Raw genomic sequence first — 14456 nt, forward strand, 5'->3', positions numbered from 1 at the left:
GGGATTCGAACCCCAGACCTCCTCCATGCCATGGAGGCGCGCTACCAACTGCGCCATAGCCCCTGGTGGGCCGGGCGGTTTCCCCGCTCGGCACGTGAATACTCTACAGCAGGTCAAGGGTGGGTTGGACCGGGGTGAAATCCTGGGTGGCTTTTCGGTGGCCTGCGGGTGTTCGGGGTGGGGGGTTGTCTTCGGCCGGAGCCAAATACTCTGGTGTCGTGGCCGAATCAAAGCTTGAGATCCAGATGCTCCACGACCGCCTGTTGGTGAAGGCGGTCCCGGACAAGGGTGAGCGGCGCAGCAGCGCGGGTCTGGTCATCCCGGACACGGTGAAGTTGGCGACCCGGTTGGCGTGGGGTGAGGTTTGTGGTGCTGGGACCGGAGCCCGGCATGTGAAGACCGGTGACCGTGTGCTCTTCGATCCCGAGGAGCAGGGTGAGGTCGAGTTGAACGGTGAGCGTTACGTGATTCTGCGGGAGCGGGATGTGCACGCGATCGCGAACGAGGCTCCGGAGCGGGGTACCGGCCTGTACCTGTGACGGTTCTTCCGCGGCGCCTGCCGTCGGGCCCGGGCTCCGGTACTCCGGGCCCGGGCGTTGTCGTCCCGGTCAGCCCTGCTTCTCACGTGCGAGGGCTTTGACCAGGGACAGCAGGCACATGTTGTGGGCTTCGAAGGCGGGGACCTTCGCGGTGGTCACGTAGAGCCATCCCGCGTAGAGCGAGGACCACAGGAGCTGTTGTGCCCACAGCGGGGTGATCCTGGGGTCGATGGTGCCGTCCTCGTGGCCGCGTTCGACGAGTTCGAAGAGGGCGAGGTCGCTGGGCCCGCACTCCTCCTCGTCCGTGGACTGCGGCGCGTCGTCTCCGGCGAAGGCGATCATGGAGATCTTGCGTAGCGCGAAGTACTCGGACACGAGCCGGGAGAACGCCTCGATGGCTGTCCCCTCCGTGGTTCGGGCACGCTCGGTGGCCTCGTTGGCCAGTTCCTCGGAGTACTCCCCCAGGGCCGTGATGAGGTCGGCGCGTTCGGGGAAGTAGCGCTGGAGCGTACTGCGTGCCACCCCTGCCCGTACGGCCACCTGGGACAGTGGCGCGGCCCGGTTCTCGCCCAGCACGTCGACCGCCGCGTCGAGGATCGCTCGGCGGGTTCGCGCGCGGGTCCTCGTCTCTTCCTCTGAGGGAGCGCTCTTCACCATGCCCTCATCCTAGAGGAGTGGGTACTTGCTTGACAATAATCGGTCACCTATGACCTAATTTAAACCATGAATGATCAGCCACCGGCAGACCATGACCCATCCTCTTCTCCGGACGAAACCACCCAGAACACACCCGAGCCGCGCTTCGCGCAGGTGAAGGTCCTCTGGTCCTTCGTCCGTCCGCACCGGCGCAAGCTCCTGCTGGGCCTGGTCCTCGCCCTGTTCGGCTCCGCCCTCGAACTGGCCAACCCGATGGTGGTCAAGCTCGTGCTGGACACCGTCTCCGAGGCGGGCAGCCTCGCGATGCCGATCGCGATCCTGCTGTGCCTGTTCGGCGTGGGCCTGGTGACCGGCCTGTGGCACTGGGTCGTGCTCGGCACCGTCGCGGAGAAGGTGGTCCTGGAGGCGCGGACCTCCCTCGTTCGCCGTTACTTCCGGGCGGCCCTGATCCCGCTCTCCCGGCGCTCCTCCGGAGAGCTGGTCACCCGGGCCACCTCCGACACCGTCCTCCTGCGCGAGGCGGCCTCCAGCAGCGTCATCAGCCTGATCAACGGCAGCGTCCTGATGATCGGGACGCTGATCATGATGGGCGTCCTGGACCTGGTCCTGCTGAGCGTGACCGTCACCGCGGTGGTCGTCGTCACGGTCCTCTTCCTGACCCTGATGCCGGCCATCGCCAGGGCCCAGGAGAAGGCGCAGAACTCCCTCGGACTCATGGGCGGGGTGCTCGACGGCTCCCTGCGCGCGATCCGGACGGTGAAGGTGAGCCGCGCCGAGGAACGCCTGGGTTCGCAGATCCTGGAACACGCCGAGGACGCGGCCAGGCACGGCATCCGGTCGGTCCGCCGCGAGGCCCTGGCCTGGACGATCGCCTTCGGCGGCATCCAGCTGGCCATCATCTCCATCCTCGGGGTGGGCGCGCTGCGGGTGGCCTCCGGGGAGATCGCGGTCTCCACACTGGTCGCGTTCCTGCTGTACGCCTTCACCCTGATGAACCCGGTCATGGAGCTCTCGCAGAGCATGACCACACTCCAGTCGGGCATCGCCGCCGCCAAGCGCATCCGCGAGGTGGAGGCCATCCCGCTCGAGCCCACCGCAGAGGGCCCCGACGGCGCACCGGTACGGGACGGCTCCGCCCCGCACGGTCCGGACACCGTGGCGGCAGGCGCGACGGGAACGGGAACCACCGGGCGGGCGGCCGCGGTCACCGCCGTGTCGAACGGGTTCGGGAACGGGCGCTCCGCCGACCACGGGCACGGCAGCCCGCTGCTGGAGCTGCAGGGGGTGACCGCCCGGTACGCGCCCGGCGCCGCCACCGCTCTGAGGGCGGTCGACATGGCCGTCCCCAGGCTCGGTCACACAGCGATCGTGGGCCCCTCCGGAGCGGGCAAGACCACCGTGTTCTCGCTGCTCCTGCGGTTCCTGGAGCCCGAGCACGGCCGGATCACGCTCAACGGGACGCCCTACCGGGAGCTGTCACCCCAGCAGGTGCGCGAACACTTCTCCTACGTCGAGCAGGACACCCCGGTGGTGCCCGGCACCATCCGTGAGAACCTGCTGTTCACCAGCCCCGAGGCGACCGACGAGGACGTACGGCGGGTGCTGGACGAGGTACTGCTGACCGAGAAGATCGATGCCCTCGAGCAGGGGCTGGACACTCCCCTGGACGCCACCTCGTTCTCCGGCGGTCAGCGCCAGCGCATCGCCCTGGCCCGTGCCCTGCTCGGTTCCCCCGACGTGCTGCTGCTCGACGAGGCCACCTCGCAGGTGGACGCGATCACCGAGGCCGCCATCACCCGGAGCGTGCGCAGGCAGGCCGACCGCGCCGCCGTGGTGACCATCGCGCACCGGCTGTCCACGGTGATCCGCGCCGACCGCATCCTGCTGATGGAGGACGGCGTCATCCGCGCCCAGGGAACCCACCGGGAGCTCCTGGAGAAGGACGCCCTGTACCGGGACCTGGTGTCGGCGCTGCACATCTCCGAGACCGAGGACCGTGGCGAAGAGGTGACCTCGGCGGCCTCCCCGGTCTGAACCCGCCGGTAGTAACATCCGCCCCAGAGCGGACCGGCAGGCGCGAACGGGCCGCTCGTCGCGGGTGCGGGGCCCCGGCCGAGTTCCTCGGCCCCCGTGCCCGCGGCGACCTGTTCGGCTGGGGCGCGTTCGGTGCGGCTCGCCGAACGCGCCCCGGGGCGCGCCGCCCCACACGGCGCGCGGACCCGGCGCCCCGGCGCCCGCGAGGGATCGATGAGCAACTACGCCCAGTACCAGGACGGCGTCTACGCCGACGCGACCAACGGCAAGCTCCCCCGTCTGCCCTACCACCACGACGAACTGCGCGAACTGGCCAGGGCGGCCATGGAGCCGGGACCGTTCGGCTACGTGGAGGGCAGCGCCGGGCGCGAGCGCACCGCGGACGCCAACGTGGACGCCTTCTCCCGTTACGCCCTGCGCCCGCGCGGCCTGCGCCCCGGCGCGGAGACCGCCGGCGACCTGGGGATCACCCTGTTCGGAGAGCGGTACCCCACGCCGTTGCTGACCGCGCCGATCGGTGTCCTGGAGCAGGTGCACCCCGAGTGCGAGCTCGCGCTGGCTCGTGGCGCGAACGCCCTGGGGGTCCCGGTGACCCTGTCCACGGCGGCGTCGACGCCGATCGAGGAGGTCGCCGAGGCCGCCGACTCCTGGTGGTACCAGCTGTACTGGCCCAGCGACGACGAACTCGCGGAGTCGTTCGTGCGGCGCGCGACGGCGGCGGGGGCCAAGGCGATCATGGTCACCGCGGACACCAAGCGGCTGGGCTGGCGGCCCCGCGACCTCTCCCGGGGGCATCTGCCGTTCCTGCGCAGCCAGGGCACCGCGAACTACTTCAGCGACCCGGTGTTCCGGGCCCGGCTCAAGGACGAGCCCGAACCGGGCGGCGTGTTCACCGAGGCGGTCTTCCACTTCCTGGGGGCCTTCGCCGACAAGGCGCTGAGCACCGAGAACATCTCCCGCATCCGCCAGTGGACGGACCTTCCGGTACTGGTCAAGGGGATCGTCCGGGCGGACGAGGCCGCGGACCTGGTGGACGCCGGCGTGGACGGGATCGTGGTGAGCAACCACGGCGGGCGCCAGATCGACGCGTCGGTGGCGGCCCTGGACGCCCTGCATGAGGTGGTGGCGGCGGTCGGCGACCGGGCGGCGGTGCTGTTCGACTCCGGGGTGCGCTCGGGTGCCGACGTGGCCGTCGCGATGGCGCTGGGCGCCCGGGCGGTGCTGTTGGGAAGGCCGTGGGTGTACGGCCTGGCCGTGGACGGGGCGTCGGGCGTGGAGCACGTGCTGCGGTCGTTCCTGGCCGAGCTCCAGATCACCGCGGAGCTGATGGGCAAGGACATCGCCGACCTGGACGCCTCGGACGTGACCGCGCGCCCGTGACCTGAGGCCCAGGGCCCGGGGCCCGGGGCCCGGGGCCCGGCGCAGGAGGGTGCCCTCCGGGGCCGCTGACGTCGGCTGGTGGTTCGGGAGGGCCCGGGTGGGAAAACTGTTCCCATGTTCCCGGTCGCCCGCGTCCGCACCGCCACCGAACTCCCGGGCCGTCCCGGCGAGCGCGCGTCGGCCCCGGGCCGGGGGCGCACGTGACCCTGGTACCTCCCGGGGCCGGAGCCGAGTACCTCCGTGTTCGCGGGGGACGGCTCCGGGTGCTGCGCGGCGGCGCCCGGGGCCCGGCCCTGCTCCTGCTGCACGGCGGCGGCACCGACAACGCCGCGCTCTCCTGGTACGCGGCCTTCGAGGCTCTGGGGGCCGACCACCGCGTGATCGCCTTCGACATGCCCGGGTACGGCGGCAGCACGGGCCTGGAGCCCCTGGGATCGCCCGAGGCCATGGCGGACCTCGCCGCTCTGGTCCTGGCGCGCCTGCGAGTGCGCCGAGTCGTCGCGGTGGGGTCCTCCATGGGTGGTGACGTGGCGATGAACCTGGCACTGCGCCACCCCGGCCTGGTCGCGGGACTGGTCCTGGTGGCCCCCGGCGGTCTGGTGCCGTACCTGCGCAACGGGGTCGCGCACACCGCGGCCTGGGCCGCGACCCGCCTGCCGGATCCGGTGATCCTCCCGTTGGCCGGTCTGGCCAACCGTTTCGTCGAGACCACGCTCCACAGGGTCGTCCACGCGCCCTCGGCCCTGCCGTCCGCGGTGGTGGCGGAGTTCCGCCGCGAGGCGCTGCGGCCGGGTTCGGCGAAGGGCTTCCTGCGCTACAACCAGGCCACCGTCGGCCGCCACGGGATGCGCAACAACCTGCTGTCCTCCGTCGGTGCGCTCTCCGTGCCCACCCTGTTCTTCCACGGCGAGAACGATCCGGTCGTCCCGGTGGCGGGCTCTCGGAGTGCCGTGGCGGAGATGCCGAACGCCCGGCTGGTGACGGTGCCCGACTGCGGCCACTGGGCCCAGCTGGAGGCACACGAGCGGTTCGTCGAGGAGGTCCGGGCCTTCCTCCCGGCCACACGGCGCTGAACCACCGCCGACCCGCCGCGCCGTCGCGGCCGGACCCCGCTGTCGTCCCGCCACACTGCCGCCCTAGAATGACTGAATAAACGAATCCAGTCATTAAGGACATAATGTGGCCCGACCCAGCGTGGACACCGAGGTCATCCTCACCGCGGCCGCCGAGGCCTTCGCGGAACACGGTTCGAGGCGCACCACCATGGACGACATCTCGGCGCGGGCCGGGGTCGCCAAGGGGGTGCTCTACCTTCGCTTCGACAGCAAGGAGGCGCTGTCACGCGCGGTGACCGACCGCGAGATGAGACTGGCTCTGGCCACCACCAGGGCCGAGGTGGCCGCGGACCCCCGCGGCGGGCTGCTCTCCCGCCTCTTCGTCCACTCCCTGACCGCCCTGCACACACGGCCGTTCCTGCGCTCGCTCTACCAGGAGGAACTTCGGCCGGGGCCACGCGCGAACGACCAGAGGGCCCTGTACCGGGAACGGCTGCCGATCAGCGCGGACTTCGTCCTGCGGATGCGGGAGGCGGGCATGGTCCGGGCCGACCTGGATCCCGAGACCCTGGCCGCCAACCTGGCGGTCTGGAACGTGGGGCTGGCCCGGACGGCCCCGCACGAGGGCCTCGACGCACTCATCCTGGGCATGGGCGAGCTGGTCGCACGCGCCGCCGACGCCGACGTCACCGACACCGCGCCCGGCAAGGAGTGCTTCGAGCACTTCGCCGACGGCCTCGAAGAAGTCTGGAGCCGGTCATGACCTTCCTTCCGCCCGCCGCCCGTGCCGAGTACCTCGACCTGGACGGGGGCCGGGTGCGCGTGCTCCGCGGCGGCCCGGACGGGGCACCGGCGCTCCTGCTGGTCCACGGCGGCAGCAACGACAACGCGGCCGTCTCCTGGTACCGGATGTTCGGGGAGTTCGGCGCCGACCACCGGGTGATCGCACCCGAGCTCCCCGGCTTCGGCGGCACGGTGGGGATCGACCCGGTGGGCGGGCCGACGGCCCAGGCCGACTTCCTCGCCCGTGTCCTGTCCGGACTGGGGGTGGAGCGGGCGGTGGTCGTGGGCGTGTCCATGGGCGGTGACGTGGCGATGAACCTGGCACTGCGCCACCCCGGCCTGGTGCGGGGACTGGTGCTGATCGCCCCCGGCGGCCTCGTGGAACGTGTCGGGAACAGGTGGCTCACCCACAAGGGCGCGTGGTGGGCCGCGCGGATGCCCGACGCGTTCCTGTTCCCCGCCACGGCGCTGGCCAACCGGTTCGTCGGGGTGGCTCTGCGCGCGGTCGTGCACGACGTCTCGGCCCTGCCGCCCGAGGCGGTGGCGGAGTTCCGCCGCGAGGCGCTGCGGCCCGGTGCCGCGCGGGGCTACATGCGCTACAACCAGGACACGCTCGGCCCGCACGGGATGCTCAACAACCTGATGCCCGTGGTCGGGCGGATCACGGTCCCCACCCTGTTCTTCCACGGTGAGCAGGACTCCCTGGTCCCGCTCGAGGGCTCGCGGCGGGCGTCGGAGCTGATGCCGAACGCCCGGCTGGTCACGGTGCCCGACTGCGGCCACTGGGCCCAGCTGGAGGCACACGAGCGGTTCGTCGAGGAGGTCCGGGCCTTCCTCCCCGCGGTCCACGGCTGACCCGCGACGGGCCGCGGCCCCCGCCCGCCCCCGGCCTCAGCGGGGACGGGTGACGGCGGCTCCGGAGCGAGGGCGGCGAGGCCGACCCGTCAGTCCGGTCGTGCTGATCCGGTTGAGGAGGCGGGAGGCGGCCACGATCCGCCGGGTAGGACCGCGCCGGACGCGGTCGTAGCGGGACAGGGCGCGGGCGACGGTGGGTTCCTCGTTGAGGGCGTCGGCCAGCACCGCCGCGTCCACGACGGACTCGCAGGCACCCCGGCCGAGGTTGGGCGCCATGGCGTGGGCGGCGTCGCCGAGCAGCGCGTGGCGCCGACGGACGTAGGGCCCGAAGGACGGCAGGTCCATCAGCGCCCGGCGGTCCACCCCGTGGGCCTCCAGCCCGGCCAGGACCCGGCTGACCTCTCCGCCCCAGTCACCGAACTCCCTCCGCAACACCTCCGCGTGGGTGCCCGCGTCCCGTGCCGCGCGTTCGTTCCCGGTGAGCAACCGCTGGTCGAGCGCCGCGTACCAGTTGGTGTTGTGGGCGTCGAGCGGGGTCACGCCGAAGAGCCGACCGCCGCCCCAGGCCTCGGTGAACCGTTCGACCGGCCCGGGCAGGGTGCCCCGGTAGGCGACCGAACCGAGCGCGCGGGGCGGGCTCGCGTGCGGGAAAACGGTGCGGCGGACCAGGCTGTGGATGCCGTCGGCGCCGATCACCACGTCGAAGCCCTCTCCTGGGAGAATGTCGGCGGCGGTGGCGGAGGTGTTCCAGCGCACCGGTCCGTCGGCGAGCCCACCGACGAGGATGCCGAGCAGTACGGACCGGGAGACCAGGTGGACCCCGACCCTTCCCCGGGGGCCGAGGAGCTTCCTGCCGTCAGGACGGAGCAGCGCCGCGTCCGTGCTGTACACGGCCCGCTCACGCACCCGCTCCCCCAGCCCGAGCCGGTCGAACGCCTTCAGGGCGCCCGGCCACACAGCCAGAGCGCCGCCGATGTCCGGCGGCCCGTCCAGGCGTTCGCGCACGTCGACTTCCCAGCCGCCGCGCACCAGTCCTCGGGCCACCGAGAGCCCCGCGATTCCTCCGCCCACCACCAGCGCTCTACCGTTCATACCCAGCAGGCTACTACGTTCATAGTGAAATTACACTATGATCGTAGTAATCATGCCGCTCGCCGAAACCCGCGCGGAAGGCACTGCGCACGGCACGACGAATACAGTGATCGAATGTCCCAGACCAAGGTCCGAGCCGTCGACGCGGCCATCGAACTGTTGGGCACCCGCGGCCTCCACGCCCTCACCCACGGCAAGGTCGACGCCGCGGCCGGCCTGCCCAAGGGGTCCGCGTCCAACCACTTCCGCACCCGGGACGCGCTGGTCAGGGGGGTCGTGGAACGCCTGGAGGAGCTCGACCGGCAGGACTGGGCGCGGCTCTACGACGTCACCGTGGCCTCGGTCGACCACCTCGTGGACGCCGTCGTCGGATTCGTCACCGCCATGACCACCACCGACCGGGTCCGCACCGTGGCCCGCTACACCCTGGCCATGGAGGCAGCGCACAACCCCGATGTGCGTGCCTCACTCAACCGGGGCCACGACCGCATCCGCGCATGGAGCGCCCCGATCCTGGCCGGCCTCGGCGCCCCCGACCCGGAAGCGGCCGCCAGAACCCTGCTCGCCTACGCCGACGGGCTCATCATGCACGCGCTCGCGCGGCCCGAGGCCGTCGAGCCGCGCGAGCAGTACGTCCGTGTCGTCCGGGCCTGCCTGGCACGCTGAACCCGGCCGGCCCCGCCCGCGCCGGAGGGCAGGGCAGCCCGGCTCAGGTCGGGGTCTCCCCCGTCTCCGAAGCCCTCTGTCCGGACAGCGCGGCGGCACACCTTCTCGCCTGGGCGCGCAGAGCCCCGGCCAGCTCGGGCGGACCACTGACCAGGGTGAAGTCGGCGTTGACCGAGGTGATCATCCAGACCAGGTCGTAGGGGGTCTCGGCGCCCAGGTGGAACAGGCAGCTGTGGGCGTCGACCGCTTCCAACACCCCCATGCCGGGCCAGATCCGGTCGGCGACCGCCTCGACGGGTTCGTGCAGCCGGACCACCGCCCGGTGGTCCCAGGCCCCCGAGGAGAGCTGGTGGGCCACGTACAGTGCCGCGTCGCCGTGCGGCGGCCGCCGGAGCTCGAACCGGGGCCCGGCGGGGGTGCGCGGGACCAGGCGGTCCACACGGAAGGTACGCCAGTCCGCGCGGTCGATATCGAAGGCGACCAGGTACCAGCGGCGGCCGAAGCTGACCAGGCTGTGCGGTTCGACATCGCGCACCGAGCCTCCGCCGCGCGGACCGGTGTAGTCGAAGCGCAGCCGCTCCCTGCGGCGGCAGGCCTCCGCGAGTGCCATCAGCACGTCCCCGGAGACCGTCGGACCGGGTTCGGCCCCGGCCCGCACCGTGGCCCCGTGCAGGGTGTTCACGCGCTGCCGGAGCCGGGAGGGCAGTACCTGTTCGAGTTTGCCGAGCGCGCGCTGCGAGGAATCCTCGATCCCGCTGACCGAGCCGTCGGCGGCGGTGCGCAGTCCCACGACCACGGCCACGGCCTCCTCGTCGTCGAGCAGCAGCGGCGGCATGGCGGCGCCGCGCCCCAGCCGGTACCCGGGCGCGCCCTGGGTGGCGTGCACCGGGTAGCCGAGTTCGCGCAGGCGGTCCACGTCCCGGCGCACGGTGCGGGTGGTGACGTCGAGGCGCTCGGCCAGGTCGGCGCCGGTCCACTCCCGGTGGGTCTGGAGCAACGACAGCAGCGCGAGGAGGCGTGCGGAGGTCTCAGCCATGGGTCCGATTCTGTCAGCTGCTTAGGAAGGAACCTGTCCTAAGCGGTTCCTAGCGTGGAGACCATGACGAACACACAGCAGCACGCCGCGGAGCGGCACGGGCAGGCCGTCCGCCCTTTCCGTATCGAGATCCCCGAGGAGCAGTTGGCGGACCTGGGGGCGCGGCTGGCCCACACTCGCTGGCCGGACGAGCTGCCGGGGGCGGGCTGGGAGCGGGGCGTGCCGGCCGGCTACCTGAAGGAGCTCGCCGAGTACTGGCGCGCCTCCTTCGACTGGCGGGCCGCCGAGGCGGAGCTCAACGCGCACCCGCAGTTCACCACCGAGGTGGACGGGCAGAACGTGCACTTCCTGCACGTGCGCTCACCGGAGTCCGGCGCCACCCCGCTGATCCTCCTGCACGGCTGGCCGGGCGCGGTCACCGACTTCCTGGACGTGATCGGCCCGCTCACCGACCCCCGCGCGCACGGCGGCGACCCGGCGGACGCGTTCCACCTGGTCGTCCCGTCCCTGCCGGGGTTCGGGTTCTCCATTCCCCTGGCCGGCCCGGGGATGGGCTCGGCCCGGATGGCCGGGGTGTTCGTGGAGCTGATGTCCCGACTGGGCTACGAGCGGTACGGGGTCCAGGGGTACGACACCGGTTCCTGGGTGGCACCGGAGATGGGCGGGCTCGCGCCGGAGAGGACGGTGGGGGTGCACCTCAACGCCATGATCACCTTCCCTCACGGGGACGAGGAGGCGAAGGCCCTGGAAGGCGCGGACCTGCGCCGGTGGGAGTCCATGCAGGACTTCAACGACGGCTACCTGCAGTGCAACGGCAAGCGCCCGCAGACCGTCGCCTACGGGCTGACCGACTCTCCCGTGGGTCAGCTCGCCTGGATGGTGGAGAAGTTCAAGGAGCTCTCCGTGCCGGAGGAGGGCCTGCCCGAGGACAGCCTGGACCGCGACCGGATGCTCACCTGCGTGTCGCTGTACTGGTTGACGGGGACGGCCGCCTCGGCCGCGCAGATCTACTACGAGGACATGTCCGCGAACGACTGGAGCGGTGCGGTCGAGGAGGGCACCGGCGACTGGGGCGGTGCGGACGCGGTCGGCACGGGCGACGGCGACGCGGCCCGGACCGGGGACCGGGAGCAGGGCGGCGAGGGCTCGGGCGGTCGGTCCGCGGAACGCGGGGCGGTGCCGACGGGGGTGCTGCTCTCCGCGCACGACGTGACCGTCCGCGCCTGGGCCGAACGGGACCACAACGTCGTGCGGTGGACCGAGCTCGACGAGGGCGGCCACTTCCTGTCCATGGAGAAACCGGACCTGCTGGTCAACGACATCCGCGCGTTCTTCCGGACCCTGCGCTGACGTCCCCTCCCGGGCGGCGCCCCCTGGACGGGTTCGAACCCGTCCAGGGGGCGCCGTTCCCTTGGCGGGCTGGGCACCCGCACAGCCCACCGGTCCTCCTCTCACCGGGTGTCGTCCCGTACCCACTCCACGGTGGTCACCCGAATGCGTGCACTCGCCAATACTTGACATTGCACATATGAGACTTATCCTCTAGTTATCACCGGAGGCAAGGAGCATGCCGTGGCACCCCCCAGCACGACCCGGGCTCAGGAGAATCGCGTCCCCACCGCACTCGACCGGCGCCTCACACGCCTGTTGGAGGGTCTCGTCGCCAAGCGCGGCGTGCACCACGCCAACATCGCCCTCTCCCACGGCACCGGAGACCTGCGCTGGTCAGCCGCGTCCGGCCCGGCCGACACCCTTCCGATCCGGCCCGAGACCCCGTTCTTCGTCGCGAGCATCACCAAGCGGTTCATCATCACCCTGCTGCTCCAGGCACACGAGCGCGGCGAGCTCGACCTGGACGCGTCGATCACCGAGTACCTGCCCGAGGAGACGACCCGAGGCCTCCACGTCCTCGAGGGGACCGACCACACCGCCGGGATCACCCCGCGCCACCTCGCCAGTCACACGTCGGGGCTGCCCGACTTCTTCGAGAAGCGCCGCGACGGCCGCCCGAGCCTGTTCACCCAGCTCACCGCCGGGCGCGACCTGTCCTGGAGCTTCGAGGACGCACTGAACGTCAACCGCACGCAGCAGAGCCCGTACTTCGCCCCGCAGGACCTCACCGCACCGCGGCAGAAGGCCCGCTACTCCGACACGGGTTTCCAGCTGCTCATCCGCACCCTGGAGACCGTCACCGACCGCTCCTTCAGCGAACTGCTCACCGACCGCGTCCTCGGCCCCCTCGGCCTGGAGCGCACCTGGACCCCCGCGGACACCCCGCCGGAGCACTCACCGCTCCACACCGGCCGGCGCCGTGTGGAGGTGCCCTCGATACTCCGCTCCAGCAACGACCTGTTCAGCACCACGGGCGACCTGATCACCTTCCAGCGGGCCCTGCTCGGCGGAGAGCTCCTGAGCGACCTGCGCCCGCTCACCGAACGCCGCAACCGGCTGCGCAACGCCCCGGTCCTCAGGTACGGGCTGGGTACGATGATCTTCCGTGTCGGTTGGACCGCGGGCCAGCGCCCGGTGACCCTCGAAGGCCACTCCGGAAGCACCGGCACCTGGCTCTTCCACTGCCCCGAACTCGACCTGCACCTGACCGGCACCGTCGACCAGACCCGCGGCCGGGCCCTCCCCTTCCGATTCATGGCGCACCTGCTCCGCGCCTGGAAACAGGACTCCTGACCATGTCCCTACGCCACTCCGTCCTCGGTCTCCTGTCGATCAGGCCGATGAGCGGCTACGAGCTCAAGAAGATCATCGACAGCAGCGTGGCGCACTTCTGGAACGCCGACCAGTCGCAGGTGTACCGCACGCTCTCCGCCCTGGTCGAAGAAGGCCTGGCCGCCCGCCGCACCGTGGTTCAGGAGGAGCGGCCCAACCTGCACATCCACTCCCTGACCGACAGCGGCCTGGCCGAACTCGACCGGTGGCTCGCGTCGCCGCTGCGGACGCCGCCCTCGCGCGATCCCTTCCTGGCCCGGCTGTTCTTCGCGGACCGGCTGCCGATGGAACGCATCCGGGAGCTGCTCGACGCCCGCCGGAAGGAGGTCGGCGAGGCGCTGGCGGCCCTGGAGACCATCCGCGACACCACCGACCCCGACGAGGTCCCGGACGAGGTCAGCGATCTCGCCCGTGTGCTCCGGATGGCCACGCTCGCCTACGGCATCGCCCACGGCAGAGCGGAACTCGACTGGCTGGACACGACCGAACGGAACCTGAAGGAGCTCGGCACGTGAGCGAGAGGGTGCGGCTGCAGGACGGCGCCGAACTGTTCTGCACGGCCCCGCCCCGGCCGGGAACGACCGCCGTCGTCCTGCTGCACGGCGGGCCCGGCCTCTGGGACTACCTGGGGCCGGTCGCGGACCTCCTCGACACGGAGCTGCCGGTCTACCGCTACGACCAGCGCGGATGCGGGCGCTCGTCGGCCTCCGGCGACCTCTCCGTGGAACGCTACGTCGCCGACCTGGAGGAGTTGCGCCTGCACTGGGGCCACGAGCGGCTCGTGCTGATCGGCCACTCCTTCGGGGCCGCGCTCGCCCTCGCCTACGCGGGCAGCCGCCCTGAGCACGCGGCCTCCGTGGGCTACCTGTGCGGGGTCGGGATCGGGGACTGGCGGGCCCCCTACAAGGCCGAGTCCGCCCGGCGCCGCGCCGCCGCCGGGATCGACCGGCGCCTCACCGAACTCTCCGAACGCCGGCGCACAGCCGCCGAGGAGGTCGAGTGGCGCCGCCTGCGGTGGTCCACCGACTACGCCGACACGGCCAACGGGTTGGAGGCCTCACGGGCCATGGCGGAGACGCCGCTGGCCGTCAACCCGGAGGCCAACCGGCGGGTGTCCTTCACCGACGCCGACCAGCTGCGCTGGGCCGCCCGGACCACGTGTCCGGTGTTCTTCGCATCCGGCTCGGCCGACCCCCGCCCCTACGCCAACAGCCTGCTCCTCGCGGCCGAGACCCCGCGCGCGCGGACCCGTGTGATCGAGGGCGCCGGGCACCTGCCCTGGGTCGAGCGCCCCGACACCGTACGCGACCTGCTGAAGGAGGTCATCCGGGCCGCCGCGGCCGGGCCGGGGAACCGAACCCGCCCCGGTGGTGGAAGGCCTCCCGAAAGGCGCGGCCACTGAGGGTGCGCGAGCGCCGGCGAGCGCACACCGGGGGGTTTGGGGGGTCGTCCCCCCAGAGAAACGACGAAACGACCTGGCGAGGAGGACGAAGTTCCCACAATAGGTGCGCGGCGGCTGAGGATGCGCGAGCGCCGGCGAGCGCACACCGGGGGTCTGGGGGTCGCCCCCCGGAGGGCACAACGAAGACGACCCTGCGAGGAGGCCGAAGGCCCCCGAGCAGGGTCGTCTCAGAG

At 71.9% G+C, this 14456-nt stretch carries 14 protein-coding genes; 11 read left to right on the top strand and 3 right to left on the bottom strand.

Features of this window, described 5'->3' with window-relative positions; all coding sequences use genetic code 11:
• The first annotated feature begins 245 nt into the window (after window positions 1–245).
• Window positions 246–539, top strand: coding sequence for a GroES family chaperonin (locus D458_RS0132445; RefSeq protein WP_026119902.1), 294 nt, complete (start codon window positions 246–248; stop codon window positions 537–539).
• A gap of 69 nt (window positions 540–608) precedes the next feature.
• On the opposite strand, the gene D458_RS0132450 is transcribed toward D458_RS0132445, so the two are convergent.
• Window positions 609–1196 carry a TetR/AcrR family transcriptional regulator gene (locus D458_RS0132450; RefSeq protein WP_017590888.1) on the bottom strand — a complete coding sequence of 196 codons (588 nt, stop codon included), beginning with the start codon at window positions 1194–1196 and terminating at the stop codon, window positions 609–611.
• A 153-nt stretch (window positions 1197–1349) separates the two neighbouring features.
• Here D458_RS0132450 and D458_RS0132455 point away from each other — a divergent pair, with 153 nt between their 5' ends.
• From D458_RS0132455 to D458_RS0132480, 5 genes are all read left to right on the top strand, one after another.
• Window positions 1350–3230 (top strand): ABC transporter ATP-binding protein, encoded by a 1881-nt coding sequence (locus D458_RS0132455; RefSeq protein WP_017590889.1) that lies wholly within the window; start codon window positions 1350–1352, stop codon window positions 3228–3230.
• Between the two features lie 213 nt (window positions 3231–3443).
• A complete protein-coding gene (locus D458_RS0132460; protein WP_017590890.1) occupies window positions 3444–4610 on the top strand; it encodes an alpha-hydroxy-acid oxidizing protein in 1167 nt (388 codons plus the stop codon).
• Window positions 4611–4810: 200 nt separating this feature from the next.
• Entirely contained in the window at window positions 4811–5683 is an 873-nt protein-coding gene (locus D458_RS0132470; RefSeq protein ID WP_026119903.1) for an alpha/beta fold hydrolase, read from the top strand.
• 106 nt (window positions 5684–5789) lie between these two features.
• A complete protein-coding gene (locus D458_RS0132475) occupies window positions 5790–6428 on the top strand; it encodes a TetR/AcrR family transcriptional regulator (protein WP_239648125.1) in 639 nt (212 codons plus the stop codon).
• Complete coding sequence (locus tag D458_RS0132480; protein ID WP_017590894.1) at window positions 6425–7303, top strand: alpha/beta fold hydrolase; 879 nt, start codon at window positions 6425–6427, stop codon at window positions 7301–7303. Before D458_RS0132475 ends, D458_RS0132480 begins: the two co-directional genes overlap by 4 nt.
• A gap of 36 nt (window positions 7304–7339) precedes the next feature.
• Here the strand turns inward: D458_RS0132480 and D458_RS0132485 are convergent, their stop codons facing one another.
• Complete coding sequence (locus D458_RS0132485) at window positions 7340–8395, bottom strand: FAD-dependent monooxygenase (protein ID WP_017590895.1); 1056 nt, start codon at window positions 8393–8395, stop codon at window positions 7340–7342.
• A 114-nt stretch (window positions 8396–8509) separates the two neighbouring features.
• Here D458_RS0132485 and D458_RS0132490 point away from each other — a divergent pair, with 114 nt between their 5' ends.
• Window positions 8510–9061 (top strand): TetR/AcrR family transcriptional regulator, encoded by a 552-nt coding sequence (locus tag D458_RS0132490; RefSeq protein ID WP_017590896.1) that lies wholly within the window; start codon window positions 8510–8512, stop codon window positions 9059–9061.
• A 43-nt stretch (window positions 9062–9104) separates the two neighbouring features.
• Here D458_RS0132490 and D458_RS0132495 read toward each other — a convergent pair whose 3' ends face one another.
• On the bottom strand, window positions 9105–10097 hold the full coding sequence (locus tag D458_RS0132495; protein WP_017590897.1) for a helix-turn-helix transcriptional regulator: 993 nt from the start codon (window positions 10095–10097) through the stop codon (window positions 9105–9107).
• A gap of 63 nt (window positions 10098–10160) precedes the next feature.
• Here D458_RS0132495 and D458_RS0132500 point away from each other — a divergent pair, with 63 nt between their 5' ends.
• From D458_RS0132500 to D458_RS34690, 4 genes are all read left to right on the top strand, one after another.
• The gene (locus D458_RS0132500) at window positions 10161–11447 is read left to right on the top strand and encodes an epoxide hydrolase family protein (protein WP_040703066.1); all 1287 of its coding nucleotides are present in this window, start codon (window positions 10161–10163) and stop codon (window positions 11445–11447) included.
• Between the two features lie 222 nt (window positions 11448–11669).
• Complete coding sequence (locus D458_RS0132505) at window positions 11670–12782, top strand: serine hydrolase domain-containing protein (RefSeq protein ID WP_017590899.1); 1113 nt, start codon at window positions 11670–11672, stop codon at window positions 12780–12782.
• A 2-nt stretch (window positions 12783–12784) separates the two neighbouring features.
• Complete coding sequence (locus D458_RS0132510; protein WP_017590900.1) at window positions 12785–13336, top strand: PadR family transcriptional regulator; 552 nt, start codon at window positions 12785–12787, stop codon at window positions 13334–13336.
• Window positions 13333–14223, top strand: coding sequence for an alpha/beta fold hydrolase (locus D458_RS34690; protein WP_017590901.1), 891 nt, complete (start codon window positions 13333–13335; stop codon window positions 14221–14223). Before D458_RS0132510 ends, D458_RS34690 begins: the two co-directional genes overlap by 4 nt.
• The last annotated feature ends 233 nt before the right edge of the window (window positions 14224–14456 follow it).

Source organism: Nocardiopsis ganjiahuensis DSM 45031, assembly GCF_000341085.1.
Classification (GTDB): domain Bacteria; phylum Actinomycetota; class Actinomycetes; order Streptosporangiales; family Streptosporangiaceae; genus Nocardiopsis; species Nocardiopsis ganjiahuensis.

Bases quoted from the DNA above. Each gene is read 5' to 3' on its own strand.
- D458_RS0132445 (WP_026119902.1), top strand. From the start codon at position 246: ATGCTCCACGACCGCCTGTTGGTGAAGGCGGTCCCGGACAAGGGTGAG.
- D458_RS0132495 (WP_017590897.1), bottom strand. From the start codon at position 10,097: ATGGCTGAGACCTCCGCACGCCTCCTCGCGCTGCTGTCGTTGCTCCAG.
- D458_RS0132460 (WP_017590890.1), top strand. From the start codon at position 3,444: ATGAGCAACTACGCCCAGTACCAGGACGGCGTCTACGCCGACGCGACC.
- D458_RS0132480 (WP_017590894.1), top strand. From the start codon at position 6,425: ATGACCTTCCTTCCGCCCGCCGCCCGTGCCGAGTACCTCGACCTGGAC.
- D458_RS0132490 (WP_017590896.1), top strand. From the start codon at position 8,510: ATGTCCCAGACCAAGGTCCGAGCCGTCGACGCGGCCATCGAACTGTTG.
- D458_RS0132500 (WP_040703066.1), top strand. From the start codon at position 10,161: ATGACGAACACACAGCAGCACGCCGCGGAGCGGCACGGGCAGGCCGTC.
- D458_RS0132485 (WP_017590895.1), bottom strand. From the start codon at position 8,395: ATGAACGGTAGAGCGCTGGTGGTGGGCGGAGGAATCGCGGGGCTCTCG.
- D458_RS0132510 (WP_017590900.1), top strand. From the start codon at position 12,785: ATGTCCCTACGCCACTCCGTCCTCGGTCTCCTGTCGATCAGGCCGATG.
- D458_RS0132450 (WP_017590888.1), bottom strand. From the start codon at position 1,196: ATGGTGAAGAGCGCTCCCTCAGAGGAAGAGACGAGGACCCGCGCGCGA.